We start from the raw sequence: 25178 nt of genomic DNA, 5'->3' as shown, positions 1-25178 counted from the left end.
CACCATCCCGAATCGGGTGCGCACGATTACTCGCTGGCACCGCACTTGCCGGAAGGCTAGCGCCCGCCCCCAGGAGCGTACCCGCGGCCAAGATTGCAATAATAGTTTTTATCTTCAGTGTGAGACTAATCATGTTCAACGCCCCCCAGCGTCTTCTACGACCGGCTCGGTGCCGATCAGTTCAAGAACCGTACCAGGTAGGGTTCTTCAAACAGCCTCATGCGTAGGGCGGCTGTTGACGGCAACTCAGGTTTCACTGTCCATTTGGGGGGACGTATGCGTTGGATAATACTTCCGATTTATTTCATTGGCATCATCGTGCTGGGATATCTGGTAAAAAGCCAGGGGTTCCTCGATGGATCTGCAACAAAAGAGTGGATCGGGAACACGATCTTTATCGTGCTCCTGGCTGGGACCACCCCGCTTTTTTTCGTGTTGAAACGCCACAAAAGCAGACAAAACTAACGAATTGGCGTGCTCGATAAGTGGTCTACTTCATCCATTTACCCAGCACCGTGACCTCGGCGTCCTCATAGCCCAGGCATTCGTAAAAGTCGATCACCGCGGTGTTGGTATTGCGGACCATGAGCTGCACCTTGAGTGCGCCCTCGGCGGCGAGCCAGCCTTCGGCGGCCTCGATGATCGCGCGGCCGAGTCCGCGGCCGCGGTCGGCCTCGCGGACGGCCACATAGTAAATCCAGCCACGATGTCCGTCGTGTCCGGCCATCGCGGTGGCACGCAGCGTCCCGGCCTCGACCAGTCCCAGCACGGTTGAGGTCGGGCCCGCGAGCGCACCCTCGGCATCGCGAATCGGATCGTTCCACGGACGGGTCAGCCCCGCCTCATGCCAGAGCGCGGCGGCAGCGGGAATCAGGTCGGGTGTGATCGGGTGAATCTCCATCACACCAGCGTAGGGCTAAGCCGGGGTGCAGCCGCAGCTCTCCCGCGCGGCAAGCCGCGTGGGTAGGGTGCGAGTGAGCGGCGCCGAGGGGGTGGTCAACTGGGCGATCAACAGGTCCACCGCGGCCTCCCCGAGCGCCTGCATCGGCTGACGCACGGTGGTGAGCCGGGGTGTCGACACCAGGCCCGCGGCGATGCCATCAAACCCGGTGACGATGATCCGCCCCGGCACCGCAAGACCCCGGGTGCGCAGCGCATCAATAACGTCGAGAGCATCGGCATCGGTGCGGCACACCAGGGCATCGGGCAGCTCGGTCTCGCCCACACGTTCCAGAAGGGCGAGCACCGCCGCGACCGCGCCACCCTCGGCGGTCACCGGTTCGCTCGGCGGCGTGATGCCCTCGGCCAGCAGGGTGTCTCGGAACGCCTCCCAGCGGGCGCGGAACTCCATCGAACCCACCCCGCCCACAAACTGCGGACGCCGCACGCCGTGCTCCCGCACCAGGTGACGGGTGAGCTGGGCGATCCCATCCTCATTCTCGATGGTCACCCGATTGAGTTTCTCGGTTCCGGCAAACTCCGACACGATGACCACAGGAATGCGCTCGGCAATGGGAACAATGGTTTCGGCCGTGGTGGTGTTGGGGAAAACTACCAGCGCATCCGAGCGGCCGGCGATATCGATGATGGTCGACTCGCTGTTGCGATGGTTTCCGCCGCCCACCAGCAGCGAGTACCCGTTGCGCCAGGTGGCGATCTCGATCCCGCGCTGCACCTCGTCCACATAGCGTGGGAAGTGCCGGAGATCCTCGTTACCGAAGGGATCCACCCGCGCCGGGGAGGTGGCGTAAATATCCCAGGAGATCAGCCCGATCACGCCCGTCCGTCCGGCGGCGAGCCCGCGGGCCGACGCACTGGGCACGTACCCCAGCGCCCGCGCCGCCGCATACACTGCCTCGGCGGTGGCCGGACGAATCTTCTCGGGCTGTCTGAAGGCAAATGACACCGTCGCAATCGATACCCCGGCCGCGGCCGCAACATCGTAGACGGTGGGTGCCTTGCCCATGAATCCTCCAGTTCCAGGCGACGGCGGGCGAGGCACAGACCCCGCCCGCCGTCGCGAGTTCGTTACAACGATACTTCGTTGGCGATCAAAACGGTGCCGACCTCGCGGGAGGACGCGGCCGAGTCACCCAGCAGCACACGGTACTCCCCCGGTTCAACCTCCCAGCCTTCATTCCAGTGACGGAATGCACGCAGCGGCAGATCGAGGCGCACCTCGGTTTCGGCCCCGGGCTGAACCTCCACCGCGGCGAAGGCTACCAGCCAGCGCTCGGGTCGTTCGGCCTCGGTCTCCAGACGGGTCAGATATGCCTGCAGCACGTGCTTGCCCGCACGCTCCCCGGAGTTCCGCACCCGGGCAATGACGGTAGCGGGAACCTCCTCGGTGCCCGCGCGCACCTCCGCCGACACCCGCTCGAAGGTGGTGTATCCGAGTCCATACCCGAACGGGAAAGCGGGCACCCTACCCGCGGCGTTCCAGGCACGATAGCCGATGTGGATGCCCTCGGTGTAAGTGAGCACACCCTCGGTGGGGGTGGTGGAGAGCACCGGCACATCCTCCTCGGTCGCCGGCCAGGTGGTGGGCAGGCGTCCACCGGGTTCGGCCGCACCGGTCAGCACATCGGCCAGCGCGTCCCCAAACTCCTGACCCGGGAACCAGGTCAGCAGGATCGCCGAGACGTCCCGACGCCAGGGCATCAATACCGGGCTTCCGGCGTTTACCACCACGATCGTGCGCGGGTTGGCCGCGGCCACGGCGGCCACCAGCTCATCCTGGCGACCGGGCAGCGACAGGGTCTTGCGGTCCTTCCCCTCGCTCTCGTCGCGGTTGGTGGTGCCGACAAACACCACGGCGACCTCGGCCGCGGTGGCGGCGGCAACCGCATCCCGGATTCGGCCGTCATCATCGGCGTCGGAGGCCACCAGTCCAAACGAAATCGAGGCGGCATTGCTGAGGTGGCCGCGGCTCTTGAGATCGTTGACCACCCGCACCTGGATGTCGGTGCCCACCCGCACTTCGATCCGCTCGCTCAGTCGTGGCGGGGCCAGCAGGCCGGTGCCCATCGCGTCATCCAGCGAGGAGAGGCGGCCATCGATCAGCCGCTCACCGTCGGCAAACACCTCAACCGATCCGATGGTCTCCACCCCGAGTTCCACGCTGCCCGAACGCTGTGGGCGGAACAGGGTTGTTGCCTCCAGGGTTACCGCGCCGGCCGGGACCCCGCCGGTCCAGACCAGGTGCGCGCTCCGGCGCTCCTCCACCAAAACCTCGCCGCCGTCGGCATCGAGGAAGCGCACGTGCACACCGGGCTCGCCGGTTTCCGGATTGACCACATCGTGCAGCGGGAAGGGCACCAGACCGCGGGTGACCGCGACACCCGGCTCGACGCTCAGGTCCGCATTCGGCAGGGCCGAGGCGATGCCATCCAGCGGGGTCACCACGTGGTCGGCCACCACAAACGCGCTTCCGCCACCCTGAGTACGCGGCAGGGTTGCCGCCTCACCGATCACCGCGACGCTGCCGGGCAGGCGTGACCAGGGCAGCTCGGCACCCTCGTTGCGCACCAGCACCATCGCCGCGGCCGCGGAGGAACGGGCAAACGCGATCGGATCATGCCCGGGACGCTCGGCCCGAACCGGCGCCTCCACGTCGGCCAGTGCGCCCACCCGCCAGGCCAGCCGGAGCAGGCGCAGAACCTTGGCATCCACATCGGATTCGGCCACTTCCCCGGCGGCAATCGCCGCAATCAGCTTCTCGCCCCACGGCCCCGTCGGCCCCGGCATCGCCAGATCCTGACGCGAACGGGCGGCCGCCACGGTGGTGCGCACGGCCGTCCAGTCGGAAATCACCAGGCCGTCGAAACCCCATTCGGTAGCCAGCGGTGCCTCCAGCAGCGGGCTCTCGGACATCGTGGTCCCGTTGACCTGGTTGTAGGCGGACATGATGCCCCACGCCTCACCCCGCGTCACCACCGCTTCAAAGGGCGCATAGTAGACCTCGCGCAGGGTCTTCTCATCCACCCGCACGTTCACGTGGAATCGTTCGTCCTCGGAATCGTTGGCCACATAGTGCTTGGGCACCGCGGCGATACCCTGCCCCTGCAGACCCTCGGTATAACCGATCGCCATTTCGCCCGAGAGCAGCGGGTCCTCGGAAAACGCCTCGAAGTGCCGACCGCCGCGCGGGGTGCGCTGCATGTTGATGGTGGGTCCAAGCACCACATCCACCCCCTTGCGCCGAGCCTCGGCCGCGAGGACCTCGCCGTAGGTGTGCGCCAGGGCGGTATCCCAGGTCGCCGCCAGGGCGGTGCCGCTGGGCAGGTTCAGTGAGGGATCACGCTCATCCCAGGCGGCCCCGCGCACACCCGCGGGTCCATCGGAGAGGACCATGCTGGCCAACCCAATCTCGGGCACCGCCAGGGTGCTCCAGAAATCGCCCCCGGTGATCAGGGCAACCTTGACCTCGAGGGGCAGGGCAGCAAGCTTTGTTTCGAGTGCCGACTCCACTTCGGGGGTGGTGAATGCGGGGGCGGGGGCACCGGTTACCGGTGTGTTCTCGGTCATAACTATCTTTCGTATCGGGGTGTTCGGGTGAAAATCTCGGGGCCTATTTGATGCCGACGGAGGCGACGCTCTGCAGGAAGAAGCGCTGGAGGAAGATGAAGAACAGCACGATCGGCGCGATCACCAGGACCGAACCTGCCAGCAGCAGCCCGTAGTCGGTGGCGTTTTCCCCCTGGGAATACAGGGCGAGAGCCACCGGCAGCGTGTACCTATCCTCGGTTTGGGCGGCAACCAGCGGCCAGAGGAAGTTGTTCCAGGACGAGAGAAACGTCAGGATGCCGAGCGTGGCCAGCGGCGGGCCCAGCAGCGGCAGGATGATCCGCAGGAAGATGCGGGCCTCGCTGGCACCGTCGATCCGGGCGGCCTCGATCAACGAATCGGGGATCTCCCCGATGAACTGTCGCATCAAAAACACCCCGATCGGAGCGGTCAGGAACGGCAGGATCAGCGCGTAATAGGAGTTGGACATCCCGAGGTTGCTGACCAGCACAAACAGCGGGACGAAGGTCACCACATGCGGCACCATCAGGGTCACCAGCACCAGCGCGAGCAGCGTCTTCTTGCCGGTGAAGTTCATCTTCGCCAGGGCATACCCGACCATCGAGCAGAAGATGATGTTGCCCAGCACCGTGAAGATCGCCACCACGACCGAGTTCAGGAAGAAGTGGCCGATGTTGAGGTCGGTAAACCAGCGCGCATAGTTGTCGAGGGTGGGATTCTGCGGCAGCCATCCGCGCGGATCGCGCAGGATCTCGCCCTGGTCCTTGAAGGATCCCAACAGCATCCAGACAAAGGGCAGCAGGGTGATCAGGACGGCGATCACCAGCACCGTGTACACCACGGCACGGGCAATCCTGGACGAGCGGGCACGGTGGCCAACGCCCGCGGAAACGGGGGAAAGTGTGGGGGCGCTCATGCTCAGTCCTTCGAACGGAAGACGCGGAACTGGATCAGACTCAGCAGCGCAATCGCCACAAACAGCACATAGCTGGCGGCCGAGGCCAGGCCATAGTTGCCGAATCCGAACTGGTTAAAGGTGAAGTAGGTGACCGAGAGGGTGGATCCGAGCGGCCCGCCCTGGGTCATCACAAAGGGCTCATCGAAGAACTGCAGGTAGCCCACCGAGAGCAGGATCGCCGCAAGCAAGAGCGTGGGGCGCATGATCGGCATCACGATGCGGGTGAACCGGGTCCAGGCCGAGGCACCATCCACCATGCCCGCCTCCAAGACCTCGGAGGGCACGCTCTGGAGGCCGGCGAGGCAGATGATCATCACGGTGCCGGCGTTGCGCCACACCGCGAGCAGGATCATCGCGGGCATCGACCAGGCGGGATCATGCAGCCAGTTGGGCCCGTCGATTCCCACCAGCGCGAGTGCGCTGTTGATCAGGCCGTCGTCCTGCAGGATGAAGCGCCACACCACGGCGACCGCCACGATGCTGGTGACCACCGGCACATAAAACCCGACCCGGAAGGCCGTGCGGAAGCGGGAGATTCCCGAGTTCAGCGCCACCGCGAGGGCGAGTCCCACCCCGAGGGTCAGCGGGATGCCGATCACCACAAAGTAGGCGGTGTTGAGCATCGAGCGCAGGAACTGCGGATTGTTGAAAAGGCTCGCATAGTGCTCGAAGCCGATGACGTTGACGCCAAACACGTTGTCGGTGTCGCGGCTGGTGATGTCGGTGAACGACATCAGGAAGGAGGACACCAGCGGGATCATCATGAAGATCGAGAACACGATCACAAAGGGCAGGGCAAAGGCCCAGCCGGTACGGTTCTGGCTCCCGGAGACGCGTCGGCGGCGGGAGGGGCCCGCCCCGCCGCGGGTGGCGGCGGGGCGGGATGGTGCTGAAACGCTCATGTTCGTTACTTCCCGATGCCGATTCCGGCGGCCTGGCTCTGCAGCTCCTTGGCGGCCTCGGCCGGGGTCATCGCGCCCTTGACCACGCGCTCAAACACCGTGTCGGCACCGGCAGAAACCTGCACCCAGGCGGTGTTGGTGGGCGGGGATTTGGCATCGCCCAGCTGGTCGCGGAAGACCGACAGCTTGGTGTCGGCGGTGAGGCTGGCATCGTTCCAGGCGTCCTCGACCGCGGGCAGGTTACCGGTGAGCTTATAGAACTCGGTCTGGGTGGACTTCTCGGTCAACCACTTCACCAGCAGACGCGCGGCCTCGGGGTTCTTGGCCTTCTTGAAGACCACCACGCTGGATCCCCCGGCAAACGAGGTCGAGGATTTGACCTCGGGGATTCGGGCCACCGCGTACTTGGCATCAAAGCCCTCGCCGCCGGCCTTGTTCAGCAGACCAATTTCCTGCGGCGGACCGATCAGCATCGGGGTGTTGCCGCTGACGAAGTTCGACTCGGCTGCTCCGGCCTCGGTTGAGGCGTTGGGATTGGCCACCTTATCGGTAAAGACCTTTTGGTATTCGGTCAGCGCCGAGACCATTTCCGGGGTGTCCAGGGTCCATTCGGTCTGGTCCTTATTCATCAGCTCGGCCCCGCTGGACCAGGCAAACGGCAGGAACGCCTGGAACGAGTCGGTGCCACCGGTGGGCAGGCGTACACCCCATTCGGCACCGGCCTGCTCCTGATAGGCCCGAGCCAGCGCGGTGAAGTCGGCCCAGGTCTTGGGTGCCTGGGTGATGCCGGCCTGGGCGGCGAGGTCGGTGCGGTAGAAGATCACCCGGGTGTCCACGTACCAGGGCACCCCGGCCGCTCGGCCCCCGACCACGGCGGCATTGCGGGCGGCCTCGAAGATGCCATCGGTCTTGATATCCTCGGCAGGATTTTCAAACGCATCGGCAAAGTCCGCCATATAGGTGGTCCCCATCTGCGCGACATCGGGCACCGTGCCCGCGGCGATGGCGGACTGATATTTCTGGTGAGCCGAGCTCCAGGGGATACCGGTCACCTGCACCTTGACATCGGGGTTCTCCTTTTCGAATCCCTTGACGAGTTCGGGCAGGGCCTCGCCCGAGGCACCCTGGGCCCACATGACCACGGTGCCGCTTGCCTTGCCGTCGCCCGCCTTCGGGCCGGCCGCGGCGTCGCCCGTGGCGGGGCCGTCGGAGCGTCCGCAGCCCGTGAGCAGCAGTGCCGTGGTGGTGACGAGGGCCGCCGTGACAGCCAGTTTCCTTCGGTACATCATTGTCCTCCAGGGGGTAACGCCGACGCGGGGAGGGCGTCGGCGAGCGATAATTTATGCGCATTAATTGCGGCGCATGTGGGGAGTTTATGCGCATTAATGACGCGGCGCAAGACGGCGTGAAAACAAAACACCCACGTGGCGAACCCCGCACACGCAGAATCCGCCGGCCCCGAGGCGGGACCGGCGGATTCTTCTTGCGTGGGTGTTACTGGGCGGCGCGCTTGCGGGCGATGCCCGCGGCCAGTGCGCCGGTGCCGAGCAGCAGGGCGATCAGCAGCGTCGCGGTGGGCAGGTCACCCGCACCGGTCTGCGGCAGGGATGACCCGGCGTTCGCCGCCGGGTGGGTGGCACCCGGCTGCGCGGTGGCGGACGAACCCGGGGCCTGGGTAGCGGGGGCGGTGGTGCTGGGGTCCGGGGTCGGGGTGGCATCGACCGCGGGCTGGACCGTGACATCCGATCCCGAAACCTCGGCACCGTTCCACAGCATCACGATGCGGTGGGCACCGGCCGGGGCATCCGCGGGGATGGTGACCGACTCGGCGAAGGCACCGTTGGCATCGGTGGTCACCGTCGCCAGGCGCACCGGCGCCGAGTGCAGCTCCAGGGCAAAACCCTCGACGTTCGGTGCGAAGCCGGTGCCTGAAACCTTCACGGTGGATCCCGGACGCAGGTCGCCCGAGATCGCCAGTGTGCCGTGCACGTCGCCGGGGTTGGCCGGCTGGGCGATGGTCACCGCGGCCGAAACCGGGGAGGTCACCGAGGCACCGATTGCGTTTACCGCGGTCACGGTGGCCGTGTAAGTGCCCGGAATTAGGTTCGGGACGCTCACGCTCAGCTGGGTTCCGGCCACCTCAATCGGGGTGCGGGCGGGCTGGTCGTCGCCGTTCAGCTGCACGCGGTACCCGGTGATCGGGCTGCCGCCGTCGGCCGGTGCCTGCCACGAAATGGTCGCGGTGGTACCCGATGCGGTAACCGAGGGAGCCTCGGGGGTGGCCGGGGCGGTGAGCACCGGCAGGGTCGCCTTATAGGCCATCGCGTAGGCGATCTTGCCCGGCTTGTCATCCGAGAACGGCTTGGACAGCTTGGCAAACTCGCCCTTGTCCACGGCCTTGCCGTCGTTCCACTTCTTCAGGGTACCGAGCTGCTTACCGGTGTATCCACCGGCGATCACGGTGTCCTGACCTGCGGCAACCTGGGCCTCGCTGATGGTCTTGACGATCGCCAGGGTGCTCTCGGCGCTGGTGGGGTTCCATCCGCTCAGGTCTACGCCGCTGGTGCGCAGCCAGTCGCCCCAGATGAACTCCTGGAACGGGATCGTGCCGGCGGTGTAGCCGATGTCGCGGGTGAAGTAGAGCAGGCTGCGGGCCGGATCGTCCTGGAAGTTCTTCAGGCCGACGCTCTTGGGCAGCTGCTGCGGGGTGATCGCCTTGCCGCTGACGTCCTTGAGCCAGGTCCAGCCGTTTGCCTGCATCTGGGTCCAAAAATCGGTCTCGCTCAGGTTCGAGAGGTTCCCCATCACGCGCAGACGCAGCGGGGTGTTCAGACCCGCGCCGGGGGTCTCGGCAAACGAGGTCAGGGTGTGGTGGCCGTCGGTGAGGTAGGGCAGACCGCCGGGTCCGATCACCACGGTTTTCATCGCGGCCAGGCTGTCGGCGGTTTCCTGACCGAGCGGGATGGTGCAGGTGAAGGATGCGGCGTTATCGATGGTGGCACCGGGCTGCGCCGAGGCGACATCCCCCTGGCCGTTGGCCTCACACCAGTCGCCGAGGCCCTTGTTCAGGGCATCCTTGCCCATCGTGTAGCGCCCCACCTTGTAGTAGACCTCGTCGAATCCGACCGAGGGCTGGGTGGGACGGATGTCGCCAATGCGGAGGTCCACCAGGTCGCCGGTCTTGGCGGCCAGCAGGTCGGACGGGGAGGTGAGCACCGGTGCCGGTTCGGCGTTGGCGATCGTGGGGAGGGCCAGCGGGGCGGCGATCATCATCGCGGCGACGCCGGTGGCGAGGAGGTGCTTCACGCGGAGCCGGGGCACGGCTCGGCTGCGGGTTTCAGGGTGCACGGGACTCTTTCGATTCGGGGAGGAGGACGCATCCGTTGGATGCCCCAAACGATCCTCACCCGCCGGGGTAACACGTCGGGGACCGCCAGGTAAACGCCGAGCAAACGACCCCGGCCCACAGGTATTCGCCGCGGCTTCCGCCTTCCGCTGCCGGGCCCGGCGCATCGGAAATCCGGCGGCGGCGAATCCCCCGCCGCGCTACTCCTCGATGCTCAGCCGGTCATACTCCTGCCGGTCGGCCTCGATCCCCGGCACGTGCACGGTCGCCCACTCGACCACGCTGTCCAGCGCCTCCACCAGCGAGTGGCCGCGGGCGGTGAGGGCGTAGGTGACGGTCACCGGAACCGTGGCCTCCACGCTGCGGCAGATCAGCCCGTCTCGTTCGAGCGTGCGCAGGGTTTGGGTGAGCATCTTCTGGCTCGCGGTGGCGATGGCCCGTGCCAACTCCCCGCGACGTTTGGGCCCCTCGGCGAGGGTGATCAGCGTCACCGCGACCCACTTATCCCCGAGCCGGGCCAGGGTCAGCCGGCTCGGACATCCCTCAAAAAACTCCTCGAACTCCGCCCGTTCGGCCTCGCGTCGCTGCCGTGCCGTCATGGTCGCCATGAGCGCCCCTTCCTCCTCACCCCGGGGTGCCGTAGGCACTAAATAGTGCCTACTTATGCGCCGGGATCCTCAACTCGATACTGGAACTAACGTCAATTCAACGAAGGGTATTTCCATGCGTGCACTCACCGTCACCCCGCCCCAGGCCATTCAGATCAGCGAGTTTCCCGAGCCGACCCTGGCAGACGGCGACGTCGTGATCAAGGTCCGCTATGCCGCCGTGGACGGCGGAGATCATCAGGTGGCCCAGGGTGTCTATCACGAGCTGGGTTACATCACGCGCGACACCGTAGGCCTCGGCTGGGACTTCGTGGGCACCGTGACCGCGGCCGCCGATGGCTCGGGGTTCGCCCCCGGCGACCTGGTGGCCGGGGTCGTGGACACCTTCGATAAGGAGGTCGGCTCGATCGCCGAGGTTCTCGCGGTCCCGGCGAACGCCATCGCCCGCATTCCCGCGGGCCTGGATCCCGAGCATGCGGCGATCATCTCGATGAGCGCGCTGACCGCCGAGCAGGCGCTCGCGCTGCTCGGCCCGGCTCGGGGCTCGATCCTGATTACCGGGGCCGCGGGCCTGGTGGGCGGCTTCGCCCTGGACCTCGCCCGCGACCTGGGCTTCACCGTGACCGGTCTCGCCCGCTCGGGTGACCGCGAATTTGTCGAGGGTCGCGGCGCCCGCCTGATCGAGTCGCTCGAGGGCAACTTCGATGCGGTGTTCGACGCGGCAAACCTCGGGGCCCCGGCCCTCGCCGTGGTTCGCGACGGCGGCGCCTATGTGGGTGTGCACCCGGGATCCGAACCCGCCGCAGAGCGTGACATCGCCGTCTCCGCGGTGATCATGGAGGCCGACGCTGCCCGCCTGCGCAGCATCCTCGCCCGGGCCGCCGCCGGTGAACTCCCGGCCCGTATCGCCGGGGTGGTCTCCCTCAACGAGGCGCCGGCCACGGTGGCCGCGGGTCTGGCACCGGGCCAGCGCGGACGCCACATCGTCCGCCTGTAACATCCGCCCCAAACGACTGTGGCCGCGCTCCCCGAGGGAGCGCGGCCACAGTCAGGTGGGGATTACTCCCACTCGATGGTCCCCGGCGGCTTGCTGGTGACGTCGAGAACAACGCGGTTAACACCCTCAACCTCGTTGGTGATGCGGTTGGAGATCTTCGCCAGAACGTCGTAGGGCAGGCGGGTCCAGTCGGCCGTCATGGCGTCCTCGGAGCTCACCGGACGCAGCACGATCGGGTGACCGTAGGTGCGGCCATCGCCCTGGACGCCCACGGAGCGGACATCGGCGAGCAGCACCACCGGGCACTGCCAGATTTCCTGGTCCAGGCCGGCCTCGGTCAGCTCGGCACGCACGATGGCGTCGGCCTTGCGCAGCAGATCCAGACGCTCGCGGGTCACCTCACCCACGATGCGGATTCCCAGGCCGGGGCCAGGGAAGGGCTGACGGCCCACGATAACCTCGGGCAGACCCAGCTCGCGACCGATCGCCCGCACCTCGTCCTTGAACAGGGCGCGCAGCGGCTCGACCAGCTCGAAGGTCAGGTCCTCGGGCAGACCACCGACGTTGTGGTGGCTCTTGATGTTGGCGGTACCGGTACCGCCACCGGACTCGACGACGTCCGGGTACAGGGTGCCCTGCACCAGGAAGCGGATGGGGTCGCCATCCTGCTCGCGGGACTCGGCGATCAGGTCGGCCTGAGCCTTCTCGAAGGTGCGGATGAACTCGCGACCGATGATCTTACGCTTGGTCTCGGGGTCGGTCACGCCGGCGAGGGCGGTCTCGAACTGCTCGACGGCGTCGATGGTGACCAGGCGCACACCGGTGGCCTTGACGTAATCTTCCTCAACCTGGCGACGCTCGTCCTGGCGCAGCAGACCGTGGTCCACAAACACGCAGACCAGCTGGTCGCCGACGGCCTTGTGCACGATCGCGGCGGCCACGGCCGAGTCGACACCACCGGAGAGGCCACAGATGACCTTGCCGGTTCCCACCTGAGCCTGGATCTTGGCAACCTGCTCGGCAATCACGTTGCCGGAGTTCCAGTCGCCGGGGATCCCGGCGGCCTTGTGCAGGAAGTTGACCAGGAGGTCCTGACCGTACTCGGAGTGCTTGACCTCGGGGTGCCACTGCACGCCGTAGAGCTTGCGCTCATCGTTGGCGAAGGCGGCAACCGGGGTACCCTCGGTCGAGGCGAGAACCTCGAAGCCCTCGGGGGCACGGGACACCGAGTCACCGTGGCTCATCCAGACGGTCTGGGCGGCGGGCTGGTCGCCCAGCAGCACACCCTCGTCCTCGATCGCGACGGCGGTCGAACCGTACTCGCGCGAACCGGTCTTGGCTACCTCGCCGCCGAGGGCGGTGGCCATGACCTGGAAGCCGTAGCAAATGCCGAAGGTCGGCACACCCAGCTCGAAGATCGCCGGGTCAAACCCGGGCGCACCCTCTTCGTACACGCTGGACGGGCCACCGGACAGGACGAGGCCGGCCGGGTTCTTGGCGGCCACCTCTGCGGCGGTGATCGAGTGCGGGACCAGCTCGGAGTAGACTCCGGCCTCCCGAACCCGACGGGCGATCAGCTGCGCATACTGCGCACCAAAATCTACAACGAGAACCGGACGGTTCTCCAGGGACTGCTCGCTAATGGGAAGGCTCCACTTCTGCTTGGTGAGCGTTGGGGGTATTCGCGCCGATGCGCGAGGAAATCTGTGTGCGGGCCTTGCGGACGATCCGAACCTCCAGGAAGAAGGACAGGAACGGAATCACGCCACCGAGGGCCATCAGCAGCAGCCAGCCGATGTTCCAGCGCATGAGCGACCAGATACGGAAGATCGACAGCAGGTACACCACGTAGAACCAGCCGTGCACGATCAGCAGACCCAGCGAAATGTTGATCGCCAGCACGGTCCCGGCGGGTACGAAGGCCAGGAAGCCGAAGGCACCACCCATCTCGATTTCGAGACCGTAGTACACCTTGAGCAGCACCTCGCCGCACAGGAGCAGGAGCAGGACACCCGTGATCACCGAGGTGATCTGGTAGAAACGGAGGGCTCCGGGAATCTTGGGAAGATCGCGTTCGCGCGGCTGGAGAGGCATGACTCTAGTCTACGTCACCGCTCGCTACTCAAAAGGCGAGGGGTCGCCGCGCTTTTCGGCCGCCTCATCCACTTCCTTCTCCCAGGCGTCGCGGGTCAGGCGGTACCAGAGGAACACGGCGAATCCGGCGAAGACCGCCCACTCGATCGCGTAGAAGATGTTGAGCCAGTTGAGTTCGAATTCGATCTCGGGCTTGGGGGCGTCGATCTTGGTCAGCCCGTCCGGGGTATCAAAGGAGAGGAAGTAGGGCAGGTAGACGTCTCCGGCGGGGCCGGCCCACACGTTGATCAGCGAGGCCACCGACATCTCGGTCAGCAGGAACGCGTCGGGGGTCTTGGCGTCGGGAACCAGCGGTCCCTGAGCGGGCACCAGACGGCCGGTCAGATCAACCGGGCTCGCGGCCTCCGCGTTGAGCCGCTCGGCGACGGTGTTGGCCTGGTCCTGAGACTTGGTCCAGCCCAGCGCCACCGCGAGCGAGGCGGGCTTCTCTCCGGCAACCACCAGGTGCCCGGTAACCCAGTACCCCTTGGTGTCACCGTTGAGACGACCGCCCAGAACCACATAGTCGCCGGGAACAAACTCTCCCGAGACCGACACCTGCTGGCCCACGAGCACGTCGTGGATCGGCTCGGTCGGGCCGATCACCTGGGTCAGCGGAACCATGTGTTCGGTGGGTCCGGCCTGGCTGGGGTCCACCGCCACCGCGCGGGCAAGCTGCCACTGTCCCAGCGCGGCAAAGGCCGCGGCGATGGCCAGGGCCAGAATCAGCACGCCGATCCAGCGCGGACGGCGCATGACCTGGCCAAGCTTGGGATCCCCCGGAGCCAGAATCACATCGCGCAGCTTCTTGCGCTTCGTGGGCGCCTCGTCCTCCGTCATCACCACCGTGGATGTGGGTGCCGAAGCGGCACTCTCGGTGGGGTCCTGAAGCGGGGAAGTCATCGGGGCTGCGGTCTTTCTTCCGGATTGCGCGGATGGGACACGCACGCTGTGCTTCGAGGGCTCGGAGGCATCGAAACGGCGCACTCCCTCAATTCTCGGTTACCCGGCCGGAAACGGGAAATCGGATCGAGATCAGGGGCGCGGACGCGCGGTGGACTCGCGCACGATCAGCTCGACCGGGAGTTCCCGGGCGAGCGCGGGCCCGGCGGCGAGCAGGGTAGCGGCGGGCACCGTGCCTTCCGCGGGCGGGACACTCGAGTCGGAGGAGGTGGCCTCATCCTCGACCAGCCCGGCCAGGCGGTCGATCAGCAGCTGCGCCACGTGGCGCCCCTGCTCGGCCGGATACTGAGCAACCGTGGTCAATCCGAAGAATTCCCCATCGGGAATACCGTCGAGGCCGGTCACCGAGAGGTCGGAGGGGATGTTCAGTCCCAGCTCGCGGGCGGCGAGGATCGCGCCGATCGCCATCACATCCGAAGCCGCGACGATGGCCGTGGGCCGGTTCCGGGGTGCGCCGAGAAGCTGCTTGGCCGCGTCGTTTCCGCCGCGCAGGGTGAAGTCAGCGCCGCGTTCAATCCTCGGATCGATCTCGATACCCGCCTCGGTCAGCGCGTCTCGATAGCCGAGCTGACGCATCGTGGGCAGGTGGAAGTCGAGGTCAAAGTCCGCCGAACCACCGATATATCCGATGCGCTCATGCCCCAGGCTGATCAGGTGTTCGGTGGCCAAACGCACGGCCGCCCGGTCGTCGATTCCCAGCGCGGGCACCCCCGGCAGCGGACCACCAAGGCCCACCACGGGCTTGCGCAGCGAGTGCAGGCGTCCGGCCTCCTCGGGGGTGAGTTCCAGACCGATGGCCAGCACCGCGTCCACCCGCTGGCGCAGCAGCAGATCGTCAAACACCCGGGCGCGAGCATCCGCTCCGCCGGAGAGGTTGTAGAGGGTCAGGTCGTAACCGTGTTCCTGAAGCGCCGACTGCGCCCCCTCGACCACGGCCGCGAAGAACCAGTGACTGAGGAAGGGCACCACGACCCCGACGTTACGGGTGCGTCCGGAGGCGAGGGCCGAGGCCCCGGCCGAGACCACATAACCGAGCTCGCGCGCGGCCTCGTGGACCCGGGCGCGGGTGCCCTCGGCCACATACCCACGTCCGCTCAGGGCACGTGAGACGGTGGCGGTGGACACCCGAGCACGCTCGGCGACCTCGTCAATACCAACCATCCCGGTCCTTTCTAGGCGCGGCGGGGTGTTCAAATGAAGTTGTTCCAGTGTAGCGATCCCCTGTTCGCGCGCGCCGAAAGGCCGCGGGATGGTGTGGTGGTGTGTACTACTTCACCGCGCCGGCGGTCAGTCCGCCGACGATGTACTTCTGCAGGAAGAGGAACAGCGCCATCACCGGGAGGGCCGCGAGCACGGCACCGGCGGCGAACACGCTCCAGTTCGAGGAAAACTCCTGCGAGATAAACTGGTACAGGCCCACGGCGAGGGTCTGCTTCTCCGGAGTCACCAGCACGACGCTGGCGATCACAAAGTCGTTGGTCGTGGCGATGAACGCCAGCAGACCCACGACCGCGAGGATCGGGGCGACTAGGCGCAGGATGATGGTGAAGAAGATGCGGGCGTGGCTCGCACCGTCCAGCTTGGCGGCCTCATCGATCGCCGCCGGAACGGTATTGAAGAACCCGTACATCAGGTAGGTGTTCACCCCGAGCGCGCCACCGAGGTAGACCATGATCAGCGCAACCTGGTTGTCGAGGCCCAGGGCCGGGAAGATGTCGCCGATGCCGGTGAGCAGCAGGAAGATCGCGACCACGGCGAGCAGCTGCGGGAAGATCTGCACCACCAGCAGGGTCAGCAGGCCTACGCGGCGGCCGGCAAAGCGCATCCGGCTGAAGCAGTAGGCGGCCAGGGCTCCGAGGAACACGGTGCCGGCGGCGGTGATCAGGCCGATGAACAGCGTGTTTCCAAACCAGGCGGCATAGGGCTGCTGGGGCGAGTTGAACAGCTTGGTGTAGCTGTCGAATCCGATGGTCGAGAACAGACCGTTGGAGCTCAGCAGGGTACCGCCGGGGTTGAGCGAGGCGGAGAGTACGTACAGCAGCGGGAAGACCGAGAACACGATCATGATCCAGCCGACCAGGTGCCGCCAGCCGGTGGCCAGGAACCAGCGCCGCGCCTTGAAACCGCGGCGGTCCCGGGCCCGGGTGGAGGGAGTGGACGGGGTGAGGGTGGGTGCGCTCATTAGTTCAGCTCCTCCAGGGCCTTGGTTTGACGGAAGCTCACGATCGCGATGATCGCGACCACGATAAAGATCAGGATCGAGAAGGCGCTGGCCAGACCGTAGTCACGGTCGGCTCCGACAAACGCGACCTTATAGACCATCGAGATCAGGATGTCGGTGCCACCCACGTTGATCGACGCGGACGCATCACGCGGGCCTCCCCCGGTGAGCATGTACACCAGGTTGAAGTTGTTGAAGTTGAACGCAAACGAGGAGATCAGCAGCGGGGCCACCGAGACCAGCAGCAGCGGAAGCTTGATCTTCTTGAAGATCTGGAACGGGTTGGCACCGTCCATCTTGGCGGCTTCCTGCACGTCATCGGGGATGGATTGCAGCGCGCCCATACACACCAGGAACATGTAGGGGAAGCCCAGCCAGAGGTTCACAAACAGGATGCTGATCTTACCCAGGAACGCATCCGTGAGCCAGGGAATATGAGCCCCGCCAAAGAGTTCCAGGTTGATGAATCCGAAGTCGCGGTTGAGGAGACCCGCCCACACCAGCGCACCCAGGAACGAGGGGAACGCATAGGGCAGGATGATCAGCACGCGGTAGAACGCGCGCCCCTTCATCCGCATGTCGTTGAAGACGATGGCCAGGAACAGGCCCAGCGCGAAGGTGGTGAGCACCGAGAGCAGCGCGAAGGCGAAGGTCCAGAGGGTCACGCCGATCAGTGGACCGCGAATCCCCTCGTCGGTCACGGCCTTCACATAGTTGTCAAAGCCCACCCCGATCGACCAGCCGGGCTTGAGCTGCTTGCCCGCCGGATCGGCAAAGGCACCCACCCCGGTGTCCGAGTAGACGGTGCCGGTCTTTGTATCGGTCATCGTGTCGGCGTGCGCGTCATAGCGCAGGCTGGAGAGGTAGAGGAAGGCGCTGGATCCATCCGGGGTGCGCAGCGCGCCCTTATTCGGATCGCTGGAGACCGGGACCTGCAGGTCCACGATGGCCTTCTGGTTGTCCACGATCTCGGCGAAGTTCAGCGCCTCCTTGCCGGGCAGGCCGGTGGCCTTGTCGCCGGTCATGGTGGCGTTGGTCACCCGCTCGAGCGGGTGCTCGGCGGTGCCGTAGGATACCTCGCCCTTCGGATCGGTGACCAGGAAACCGAAGTCCCCGCCGTCGCGCAGCACGGTCAGCTCATAGGTAGCCGAATCCGGCACCCGCTCCTGAGCCGACTGCATCAGCGCGGTGACCGCGTCCTCCTTGGTCGAGTTGTGACCCGAACCGTAGTTGGTGAAGGAGATATAGCCGGTGTAGCCGATCACAAACACCTGGAACACCAGGAGGAAGATCAGGCCGGGGGTGAGGTACTTCATCGCCAGCGTGCGCTTGGAGAAGTAGATGTAGTTGATGGCGATCAGCGCCGCTGCAACGATCGCAAACACGATCCAATTGTGCTGGGTGGCCAGCATGAACAGCGCGAAGATGCCGAGGGCATCCACCAGGCCGAGAAGGACGATCTTTACCAGAATCGCCCTGAGCGATCCCCCGGCCATGTTGGCCAGCCGCGCGGCACCGCGCGAGCGGCGCGCTCGGGTCTGGGGTGAGGGGGTACGTGAACTCATTGTTTTCCTGTTTCTCGGCCCGGTGGATCCCGGACTAACCCTTGATTGCGGCGGCGATATCCGCGGTCATCTTGGTCCACAGCGCGGACGGGTCGCCCTCGCCGGAGATGATGGCGGCCTCGGTCACGCCCCAGAACTGCCAGACCTTGCCCATGGCGGGTACCGAGGGCATCGGGACACCGTTGCGGCCCACGTCACCAAACGCCTTGACGATCGGGTTCGAGGAGGCGGCGTCGAAGGAGGCCTTGAGCGCCGGGGCACGTCCACCCTTTTCAAACAGCGCGGTCTGGACCTTCTCGGTGGCCAGGTAGTTGGTAAGGAACTCGTTGGCCGCCAGCGGGTTGGCGGTCTTGGAGGAGATGAAGAAGCCCTGCACACCCACGAACGGCTGCGCGGGAGCGCCACCGGCGGAGGGGATCGGGTCCACGGCCAGCTTGATGCCGGCCTTCTCTGCGTCCGGCACGTTCCACGGTCCGGTGATCATGAACGGCGACTGGCCGGAGTTGAACTTCTCCTTGGCGATATCGGCGGTGATCGAGATGTTCAGGTTTCCGGCCTTGCCCTGCTCGGCCAGCCAGTTGGCGTACTTGGTTCCACCCTCGTTGCCGATGGTCAGATCGTCGGCGTTGTAGGAACCGTCGGCGTTGCGGCCGAAGACCGGGTTGTCGAACGAGCTCTGGAACGGGTACAGGTGGTACGGGTCGGCCTGCGGGCCGAGCTGCACGAGGAACGGGTTGGCGCTTCCGGCGGCCTTGCCCATCGCAACCATCTCGTCGTAGGTGGTCGGCGCGGTGGGAGCCAGGGCGGTGTTACGCAGCAGCGCGATGTTCTCAATCGAGTAGGGCACCGCATAGGTCTTGCCCTGGTAGGTGATCGCGTCGGTGGCGATCTTCTCGAAGCCGGCGGCCTTGTCGCCGAGCTCCACGGGCTGGATCACGCCGTTCTGAACGAAGTTGCCAATCCAGTCGTGGGCGCCGATGGTGATGTCGGGGCCCTTGCCGCTGGGAACCTGGGCGATGAACTGGTCGAGGATCGACCCGAAGTCCTTCTGCACGAGCTTGACGTGCACACCCGAGCTCTTCTCGAATTCGGCGGCGGCCTCCTTGAGGACCGGGGCACGGTCGGCATCCACCCACACGGTCAGCGTGCTCTTGGCGGAGCCCGCGTCCTTGGACTCGGTGGAGGCCGAGCATCCACTCAGCCCGAGGGCCAGGGCGGTCAGGGCGGCCCCGGTAAGGAGGACGCGCTTCTTAGTCACCTTCATTGGTGTACCTTTCGTTCGATGCGTGGAGCTACCGCGCTTCACCACAAATAATGCAAGCGTTTACATGTATATCCCAGATCCCGTCGCCACGCAAAGGCCGTCATTCCCGGCGATATGTAAAGTCCGCGACACACCCGCGGTTCGTTTCAGCAAGCGTTTCCATATTCTGTCGAAGTGTCCTAGAGTAACGGCATGACTCAGCCCACCGCCTTCTCTGCCGCAGGCGACACCACCGCTCCCGAGTGGTGGCGCAGCGCCGTTATTTACCAGATCTACCCGCGCTCCTTCGCCGATGCGAACGGCGACGGCGTCGGCGACCTCGCCGGAATCGCCTCCCGGATGGACGCCCTGGAGAACCTCGGCGTCGACGCCGTTTGGCTCTCCCCGTTCATGCGCAGCCCGCAGAAAGACGCCGGCTACGACGTGACCGACTACATGTCCGTGGACCCGCTGTTTGGCACCCTCGACGACTTCGACGCGATGCTTGCCAGCGCCCATCAGCGCGGTATCAAGGTCATCGTGGACCTCGTCCCCAACCACTCCTCGGACACCCACGAGTGGTTCATCGAGGCCCTGGCCGCGGCCCCCGGCTCCCCCGAGCGCGGCCGCTACCTCTTCCGCGACGGCAAGGGTGAAAACGGCGAACTGCCCCCGAACAACTGGGAATCCGTGTTCGGCGGCCCCGCCTGGACCCGCACCACCAACCCCGACGGCACCCCCGGCGAGTGGTTCCTGCACCTGTTTGACTCGACCCAGCCCGACTTCGACTGGACCAACCCCGAGGTGCGCGAGATGTTCCGTGGCGTGCTGCGGTTCTGGCTGGACCGCGGCGTCGACGGCTTCCGCGTGGACGTGGCCCACGGCATGATCAAGGCCGAGGGCCTGCCCGATTACACCCCGAACCCCGGCGGTGGATCGATGGGTGGCGACGACTTCGAGGTTCCCTACTGGGGCCAGGAGGGCGTGCACGAGATTTACCGCGACTGGCACAAGGTGCTCGCCGAGTACGAGGGCGACCGCGTGCTGGCGGCCGAGGCGTGGATCAACCCGCTGAGCAAGATGGCCAAGTGGGTGCGCCCGGACGAAATGCACCAGGCATTCAACTTCCCCTACCTGGAGACCGCCTGGGACGCCCAGGCCCTGCGCCCCGTGATCGACGAGTCGTTGGAAGCCTTCGGTGCCGTGGGCGCCCCGGCGACCTGGGTACTGTCGAACCACGATGTGGTGCGTCACGCCTCGCGTCTGGCGCTGACCGCCGAAAACCCGCAGGGTCACGGCATCGGCCCCAAGAGCCCCGGCCAGCCGATGCGCGAGGTTGGCCTGCAGCGCGCCCGCGCCGCCAGCGCGTTCATGCTCGCGCTGCCCGGTGGTGCCTACATGTATCAGGGTGAGGAGCTCGGCCTGCCCGAGGTCATCAACCTGCCCGATGAGGCCCGTCAGGACCCCACCTGGTTCCGCACCAACGGTGAGCGTTACGGCCGCGACGGCTGCCGCGTCCCGCTGCCCTGGGAGCCCGGCACCACCGCCTACGGGTTCAACACCACCGGCGAATCCTGGCTGCCGCAGCCCGAAGACTGGGACGACTACTCCCGCGCCGCCCAGCAGGGTGTGGCGGGCTCGACCCTGACCCTGTACACCACCGCCCTGGAGCTGCGTAAGCGCCTGGACCTGGGCCTCGGCTCGGTGGAGTGGATCGAGAACTTGCCCGACACCGTGATTGGTTTCCGCAACGGAGACGTCATCGTGCTCGGCAACACCGCGACCACCGACTGGGAAATCCCGGCCGAGCTGGCGGAGCTGCCCGTGCTGCTGGCCAGCACCACCATTGCCGGGAACATCCTGCCCGGTGACGCCACCATCTGGCTGCAGGCGTAACGCCCACGCACATAGCGGCGGCCCCGGATCGATGATCCGGGGCCGCCGTTTTGTTGCTGCCCACTGAAATCCAATGGTCGGCACCTCTTGCGCGAGTCACGGGAGTTTGTGACGCTTACTTCACATCAGAGGGGTGAGCAGAGTGAGAACAGGTATCAAGGTGGCGACCACGGTGGCGGTAATCGCTCTGTATTCTGCCGTGCTTGCGACGGCTTTTTCCAGCTGGGAGCCCGGCAATCAATCTCCGGCTATGACGTTCATCGTGGCCGCCATCGTCGGTTCCAGCGCCGCGGTGGGATTTGGGATTAAGAGGCTTCGTGAACGCAGGCTTGGCACCGGAGCCGCGCAAGCCAGAGCACGAGACAGCTCGCTCAAGGCTCAGGCGTCCGCCTTTCTCGATGTGATCATTATGGCCGCGGCGCTGGTGGCGATTCTCACGATATTTCCGCAGTGGATCTCGGGGACGACGGCCCTCGTGATCCTCGTATTTTTTGCCCTGGCCGATTTCTGGACTCGCTACGCGATTCAAGCGAACAGCGCTGAATAACCTCCGTTCGAGACGGGAGCGGCGAGTATCTCTCCGTCACACTTGGCAGCGACTCTCGGACTTCCCCGCCTCACCATCATCTCCATCGAACAGGTGCCTTCACTTCACCCCTCGGTCTTCGTCTCGTCAGGCTCTATTCTGCCTCGATCACGGAGGTGTTCTCCGCGTCGGAAAACCGCCAGAGGTGCGGGAGACCTCACCTGGGAAATACATAGGGCGGTGACCCCGGACCATCGATCCGGGGCCGCCGCCTGTGTTATCTAGAAGCGTGCCGTCGACAGAGCCGAGGTCACGGACGCGTCGGGCGTTTCATCTTTCGCCCCCAATAGATCGCAAATGCGGCCGTGAGCAGTGCTATCGAATACCCGAGACCGAATGCGAGTTGGGATGCTGCCCAAAGTTCATCCCTATCAATCAGGTAAAGCCCCACCCCGCACATGGTCAAGAGGAACGCTATCCCCGAACCAATGAGGGTAATCGGCATGACTTTCATCGTATTTTCCCTTCAGTTGCGCCGCTGATCTGTTTAGGGTCCCGTGCAATAGGGTGCGTTACCCAATACCGAGGTTCGCCAAACCACACCATTCCCGTCGCGCGAACAATATGAAATTGCAGTTCTGCCAATAGCGAGTAGGGCCGCCACAATAATGGCCACCGCCCCAACCGGTGCCCCTACTCCTGTCGCGGCCGTGATAGCGCCTGCAATTGTGGCCACATTGGCCCCCGTGTCGAGTAGGTAGATAACGTCACGAGTTCGGCAGGAATCTAGCTGCGTCCATCGTCCCCAAATATCAACTCCGCTGGCATTTTTACCACGACAAGACTCTCGCAAAGCTTCGCTAGCTCGACGCAGAGATGTCGCAGCTGCCACCGATTGCGAGTCGAGCCCAGGGGCCGACCCACCACCCACGATCACCCCAATGGCAAAGTCCCGTATGGTGTCATCGTTGATTCCTGCCGACCGCGCTAGATTGAGGTCAAACGTCAATACTCCATCAATTTCTGCTACCGATTTCTGCCCCAACTTGTCGATATCATCGAGCAACACGGCCGAAGACTTCTCAGTGATGACCTGCCCCTGATCGCCAGCGATCGGGATGCCGGTTTGAGGCACGGCTGCCGTTGCCGGCCCTGCCATGACCAGCGGAAGCGCCAGTGTCATGCCAACCCCCAGCGCGAATAACTTCAGTTTTGATTTCATAATCTCCCCCGAGATTTCGTTGAGTTCATCGTCGAACTGAGGGCCACGCTACGCCCATCTCGAAGGCTGTCAAGCTTACGTCCGGTATCAATAACGGCACTCATGCTGCGTTACCGTCGATGGCATTCCCAAACGAAGCGGCGGCCCCGGATCGATGATCCGGGGCCGCCGCTGTTGTGATTCGGCTTGGGGCTATGCCTCGCCCACCTCGGGAGCTTCCAGGCGCACGCGGTCGGCCGAGACGTCGTCCGGCTGCTCCTGGGAGGCACGCTCGGCCTTAACCCGCTCGAGGTACAGGTCGGTTTCCTTCTGCACGCGGGCGGCGTCCCAGCCCAGGGCGTCGCCGAGGAGCTGGGCGGCAACCGGTGCGGCCGAGACCCCGCGGTCCCACGCCTCGATCGAGATGCGGGTGCGGCGGGCCAGGACATCGTCGAGGTGCAGCGCACCCTCATGGGTGGCCGCGTATACAACCTCGGCACCCAGATAGTCGTCGGCACCGGGCAGCGGCTCCCCGAGTTCGGGACGCTCGCGGATCAGGTCGAGGACCTCATCGGCGAGGGTTCCGTAGCGGTTCAGCAGGTGCTCGATCCGGGCCGGGTGCACGTCGAACGCACGGGCGATCTTGGCGCGCTTATTCCACGCGGCCTGATAGCCCTCGGCCCCCACCAGCGAGATGTTCTCTGTCGCGGACTTGGGGATCTTGCCATCCAGCGCATCCACCGCCGCATCCACCGCGTCCTTGGCCATGACCCGATAGGTGGTCCACTTTCCGCCGGCCACGACCACGAGACCCGGGACCGAGTGGGTCACAATGTGCTCGCGCGAGAGCTTCGAGGTCTGATCACTCTCCCCCGCCAGCAGCGGACGCAGGCCCGCATACACACCCTCGACATCGTCCCGGGTGAGCGGGACCGCGAGGATCTTATTGACGTGCTCCAGCAGGTAGTCGATATCCGCGGCGGTCGCGGCAGGATGCGCCTTGTCCAGGTCCCAGTCGGTGTCGGTGGTGCCGATCAGCCAGTGCCGGCCCCAGGGAATCACAAACAGCACACTCTTCTCGGTGCGCAGCAGCAGACCCATATTGGACTGGAAGCGATCGCGCGGGACCACCAGGTGGATGCCCTTGGACGCGCGCACCTTGAACTGGCCGCGCTCGCCCACGAGGGCCTGGGTGTCATCGGTCCACACGCCGGTGGCGTTCACGACCTGCTTGGCGCGCACCTCGAAGTGCTCGCCGGTCTCCAGGTCGTGCGCCTTCACGCCCACCACCCGCTGTCCCACCTTGAGGAAGCCCTCAACCCGCACGCGGCTCGCGGCATGCGCGCCGTAGCTCGCTGCAGTCCGCACCAGGGAGGCCACATAGCGGGCATCGTCCACCTGGGCGTCGTAGTAGGTAAGGCCGCCGACAAACGCGTTATTGCGCAGCGACGGGATCGCCCGCTGCACCTGTCGTTTGCTCAGGTGCCGGTGGTGCGGCACCCCCGGCGGACGGCCGCCGGTGTAGGAGAAGATGTCGTACAGCATCATGCCGGCGCCGATGTAGAAGCGTTCAAACACCGGCCGGTTCAGGGGGTAGAGGAAGCGCACGGGCTTCACCAGGTGCGGGGCCAGGCGCTGCAGCAGCAGGCCACGCTCGATCAGGGCTTCGCGCACCAGACGGAAGTCGAGCTGTTCCAGATAGCGGATGCCACCGTGCACCAGCTTGGAGGAGCGGCTGGAGGTTCCGCTGGCCCAGTCGCGGGCCTCGAGGATTCCGGTGCTCAGGCCACGGGTGACCGCGTCCAGCGCCGATCCGGCACCCACGATTCCGCCACCCACCACCAGCACGTCGAGCTCACGATCCTTGAGTGCCTCGATCGCCGCCGAACGCTGTTCCGGACCGAGCCCCACACGCCGCGGCTCCTCCGCACGGGATCCCTGCCCCGCCGTCGACTTCGTGGACTTTTTTTCCGCTGCCATGTGCCCTCCCTCGGTGGTGGGAACCGGCAAGCCGATTCCGGCCAAGCTGATTGCGGGCGACCGGAACGGTCACACCGCCACCACCGAGCCTAGCCAGTCACGCAGGCAGAAA

20 protein-coding genes are annotated in these 25178 nt (G+C 65.7%); 3 read left to right on the top strand and 17 right to left on the bottom strand.

What is annotated here, in order from left to right; translation table 11 throughout:
- Positions 1 to 490: 490 nt before the first annotated feature.
- The 8 genes from C7C57_RS02615 to C7C57_RS02580 all read right to left on the bottom strand — a co-directional run bounded on the left by C7C57_RS02615 (position 491) and on the right by C7C57_RS02580 (position 10341).
- A complete protein-coding gene (locus C7C57_RS02615; RefSeq protein ID WP_187977474.1) occupies positions 491 to 901 on the bottom strand; it encodes a GNAT family acetyltransferase in 411 nt (136 codons plus the stop codon).
- 15 nt (positions 902 to 916) lie between these two features.
- Complete coding sequence (locus tag C7C57_RS02610) at positions 917 to 1966, bottom strand: LacI family DNA-binding transcriptional regulator (protein WP_187977473.1); 1050 nt, start codon at positions 1964 to 1966, stop codon at positions 917 to 919.
- A 62-nt stretch (positions 1967 to 2028) separates the two neighbouring features.
- Positions 2029 to 4527 (bottom strand): glycoside hydrolase family 3 protein, encoded by a 2499-nt coding sequence (locus C7C57_RS02605; RefSeq protein ID WP_187977472.1) that lies wholly within the window; start codon positions 4525 to 4527, stop codon positions 2029 to 2031.
- Positions 4528 to 4570: 43 nt separating this feature from the next.
- The gene (locus C7C57_RS02600; protein WP_030148079.1) at positions 4571 to 5443 is read right to left on the bottom strand and encodes a carbohydrate ABC transporter permease; all 873 of its coding nucleotides are present in this window, start codon (positions 5441 to 5443) and stop codon (positions 4571 to 4573) included.
- A gap of 2 nt (positions 5444 to 5445) precedes the next feature.
- Entirely contained in the window at positions 5446 to 6387 is a 942-nt protein-coding gene (locus C7C57_RS02595; RefSeq protein ID WP_030148078.1) for a carbohydrate ABC transporter permease, read from the bottom strand.
- A gap of 5 nt (positions 6388 to 6392) precedes the next feature.
- A complete protein-coding gene (locus C7C57_RS02590; protein WP_245601247.1) occupies positions 6393 to 7673 on the bottom strand; it encodes an extracellular solute-binding protein in 1281 nt (426 codons plus the stop codon).
- Positions 7674 to 7881: 208 nt separating this feature from the next.
- Positions 7882 to 9735 (bottom strand): ParB-like protein, encoded by a 1854-nt coding sequence (locus C7C57_RS02585; RefSeq protein WP_187977471.1) that lies wholly within the window; start codon positions 9733 to 9735, stop codon positions 7882 to 7884.
- Positions 9736 to 9933: 198 nt separating this feature from the next.
- Positions 9934 to 10341: a helix-turn-helix domain-containing protein gene (locus C7C57_RS02580; protein ID WP_187977470.1), complete on the bottom strand. Its 408-nt coding sequence runs from the start codon at positions 10339 to 10341 to the stop codon at positions 9934 to 9936.
- Between the two features lie 115 nt (positions 10342 to 10456).
- Here C7C57_RS02580 and C7C57_RS02575 point away from each other — a divergent pair, with 115 nt between their 5' ends.
- Positions 10457 to 11338 (top strand): NADP-dependent oxidoreductase, encoded by an 882-nt coding sequence (locus C7C57_RS02575; RefSeq protein ID WP_187977469.1) that lies wholly within the window; start codon positions 10457 to 10459, stop codon positions 11336 to 11338.
- 62 nt (positions 11339 to 11400) lie between these two features.
- Here C7C57_RS02575 and guaA read toward each other — a convergent pair whose 3' ends face one another.
- From guaA to C7C57_RS02540, 7 genes are all read right to left on the bottom strand, one after another.
- Entirely contained in the window at positions 11401 to 12981 is a 1581-nt protein-coding gene (gene guaA, locus C7C57_RS02570) for a glutamine-hydrolyzing GMP synthase (protein WP_030148075.1), read from the bottom strand.
- Complete coding sequence (locus tag C7C57_RS02565) at positions 12977 to 13432, bottom strand: DUF3817 domain-containing protein (RefSeq protein ID WP_121687464.1); 456 nt, start codon at positions 13430 to 13432, stop codon at positions 12977 to 12979. Before C7C57_RS02565 ends, guaA begins: the two co-directional genes overlap by 5 nt.
- 24 nt (positions 13433 to 13456) lie before the next feature.
- Complete coding sequence (locus C7C57_RS02560) at positions 13457 to 14374, bottom strand: SURF1 family cytochrome oxidase biogenesis protein (protein ID WP_255505755.1); 918 nt, start codon at positions 14372 to 14374, stop codon at positions 13457 to 13459.
- A gap of 132 nt (positions 14375 to 14506) precedes the next feature.
- Positions 14507 to 15595 carry a LacI family DNA-binding transcriptional regulator gene (locus C7C57_RS02555; protein WP_187977468.1) on the bottom strand — a complete coding sequence of 363 codons (1089 nt, stop codon included), beginning with the start codon at positions 15593 to 15595 and terminating at the stop codon, positions 14507 to 14509.
- A 106-nt stretch (positions 15596 to 15701) separates the two neighbouring features.
- Positions 15702 to 16616 (bottom strand): sugar ABC transporter permease, encoded by a 915-nt coding sequence (locus C7C57_RS02550; protein ID WP_187977467.1) that lies wholly within the window; start codon positions 16614 to 16616, stop codon positions 15702 to 15704.
- Positions 16616 to 18220, bottom strand: coding sequence for an ABC transporter permease subunit (locus tag C7C57_RS02545; RefSeq protein ID WP_187977466.1), 1605 nt, complete (start codon positions 18218 to 18220; stop codon positions 16616 to 16618). The genes C7C57_RS02550 and C7C57_RS02545 overlap by 1 nt, the downstream gene beginning before the upstream one ends.
- A gap of 34 nt (positions 18221 to 18254) precedes the next feature.
- Entirely contained in the window at positions 18255 to 19484 is a 1230-nt protein-coding gene (locus tag C7C57_RS02540) for a maltose ABC transporter substrate-binding protein (RefSeq protein ID WP_187977465.1), read from the bottom strand.
- Between the two features lie 192 nt (positions 19485 to 19676).
- On the opposite strand from C7C57_RS02540, the gene C7C57_RS02535 reads away from it, so the two are divergent.
- Positions 19677 to 21359 (top strand): glycoside hydrolase family 13 protein, encoded by a 1683-nt coding sequence (locus C7C57_RS02535; protein ID WP_187977464.1) that lies wholly within the window; start codon positions 19677 to 19679, stop codon positions 21357 to 21359.
- Between the two features lie 142 nt (positions 21360 to 21501).
- On the top strand, positions 21502 to 21906 hold the full coding sequence (locus tag C7C57_RS02530; RefSeq protein ID WP_187977463.1) for a hypothetical protein: 405 nt from the start codon (positions 21502 to 21504) through the stop codon (positions 21904 to 21906).
- Positions 21907 to 22432: 526 nt separating this feature from the next.
- Here the strand turns inward: C7C57_RS02530 and C7C57_RS02525 are convergent.
- Both C7C57_RS02525 and C7C57_RS02520 read right to left on the bottom strand, forming a co-directional pair.
- A complete protein-coding gene (locus C7C57_RS02525) occupies positions 22433 to 23107 on the bottom strand; it encodes a hypothetical protein (RefSeq protein WP_187977462.1) in 675 nt (224 codons plus the stop codon).
- A gap of 192 nt (positions 23108 to 23299) precedes the next feature.
- A complete protein-coding gene (locus C7C57_RS02520; RefSeq protein ID WP_187977461.1) occupies positions 23300 to 25066 on the bottom strand; it encodes a glycerol-3-phosphate dehydrogenase/oxidase in 1767 nt (588 codons plus the stop codon).
- Positions 25067 to 25178 lie beyond the last annotated feature (112 nt).

Source organism: Mycetocola sp. JXN-3 (genome assembly GCF_014522285.1).
GTDB classification, from domain to species: Bacteria; Actinomycetota; Actinomycetes; order Actinomycetales; family Microbacteriaceae; genus Mycetocola; species Mycetocola saprophilus.
The sequence above is the reverse complement of the archived record's forward strand: the minus strand, read 5'-3'. Positions and strand labels throughout refer to the sequence as shown.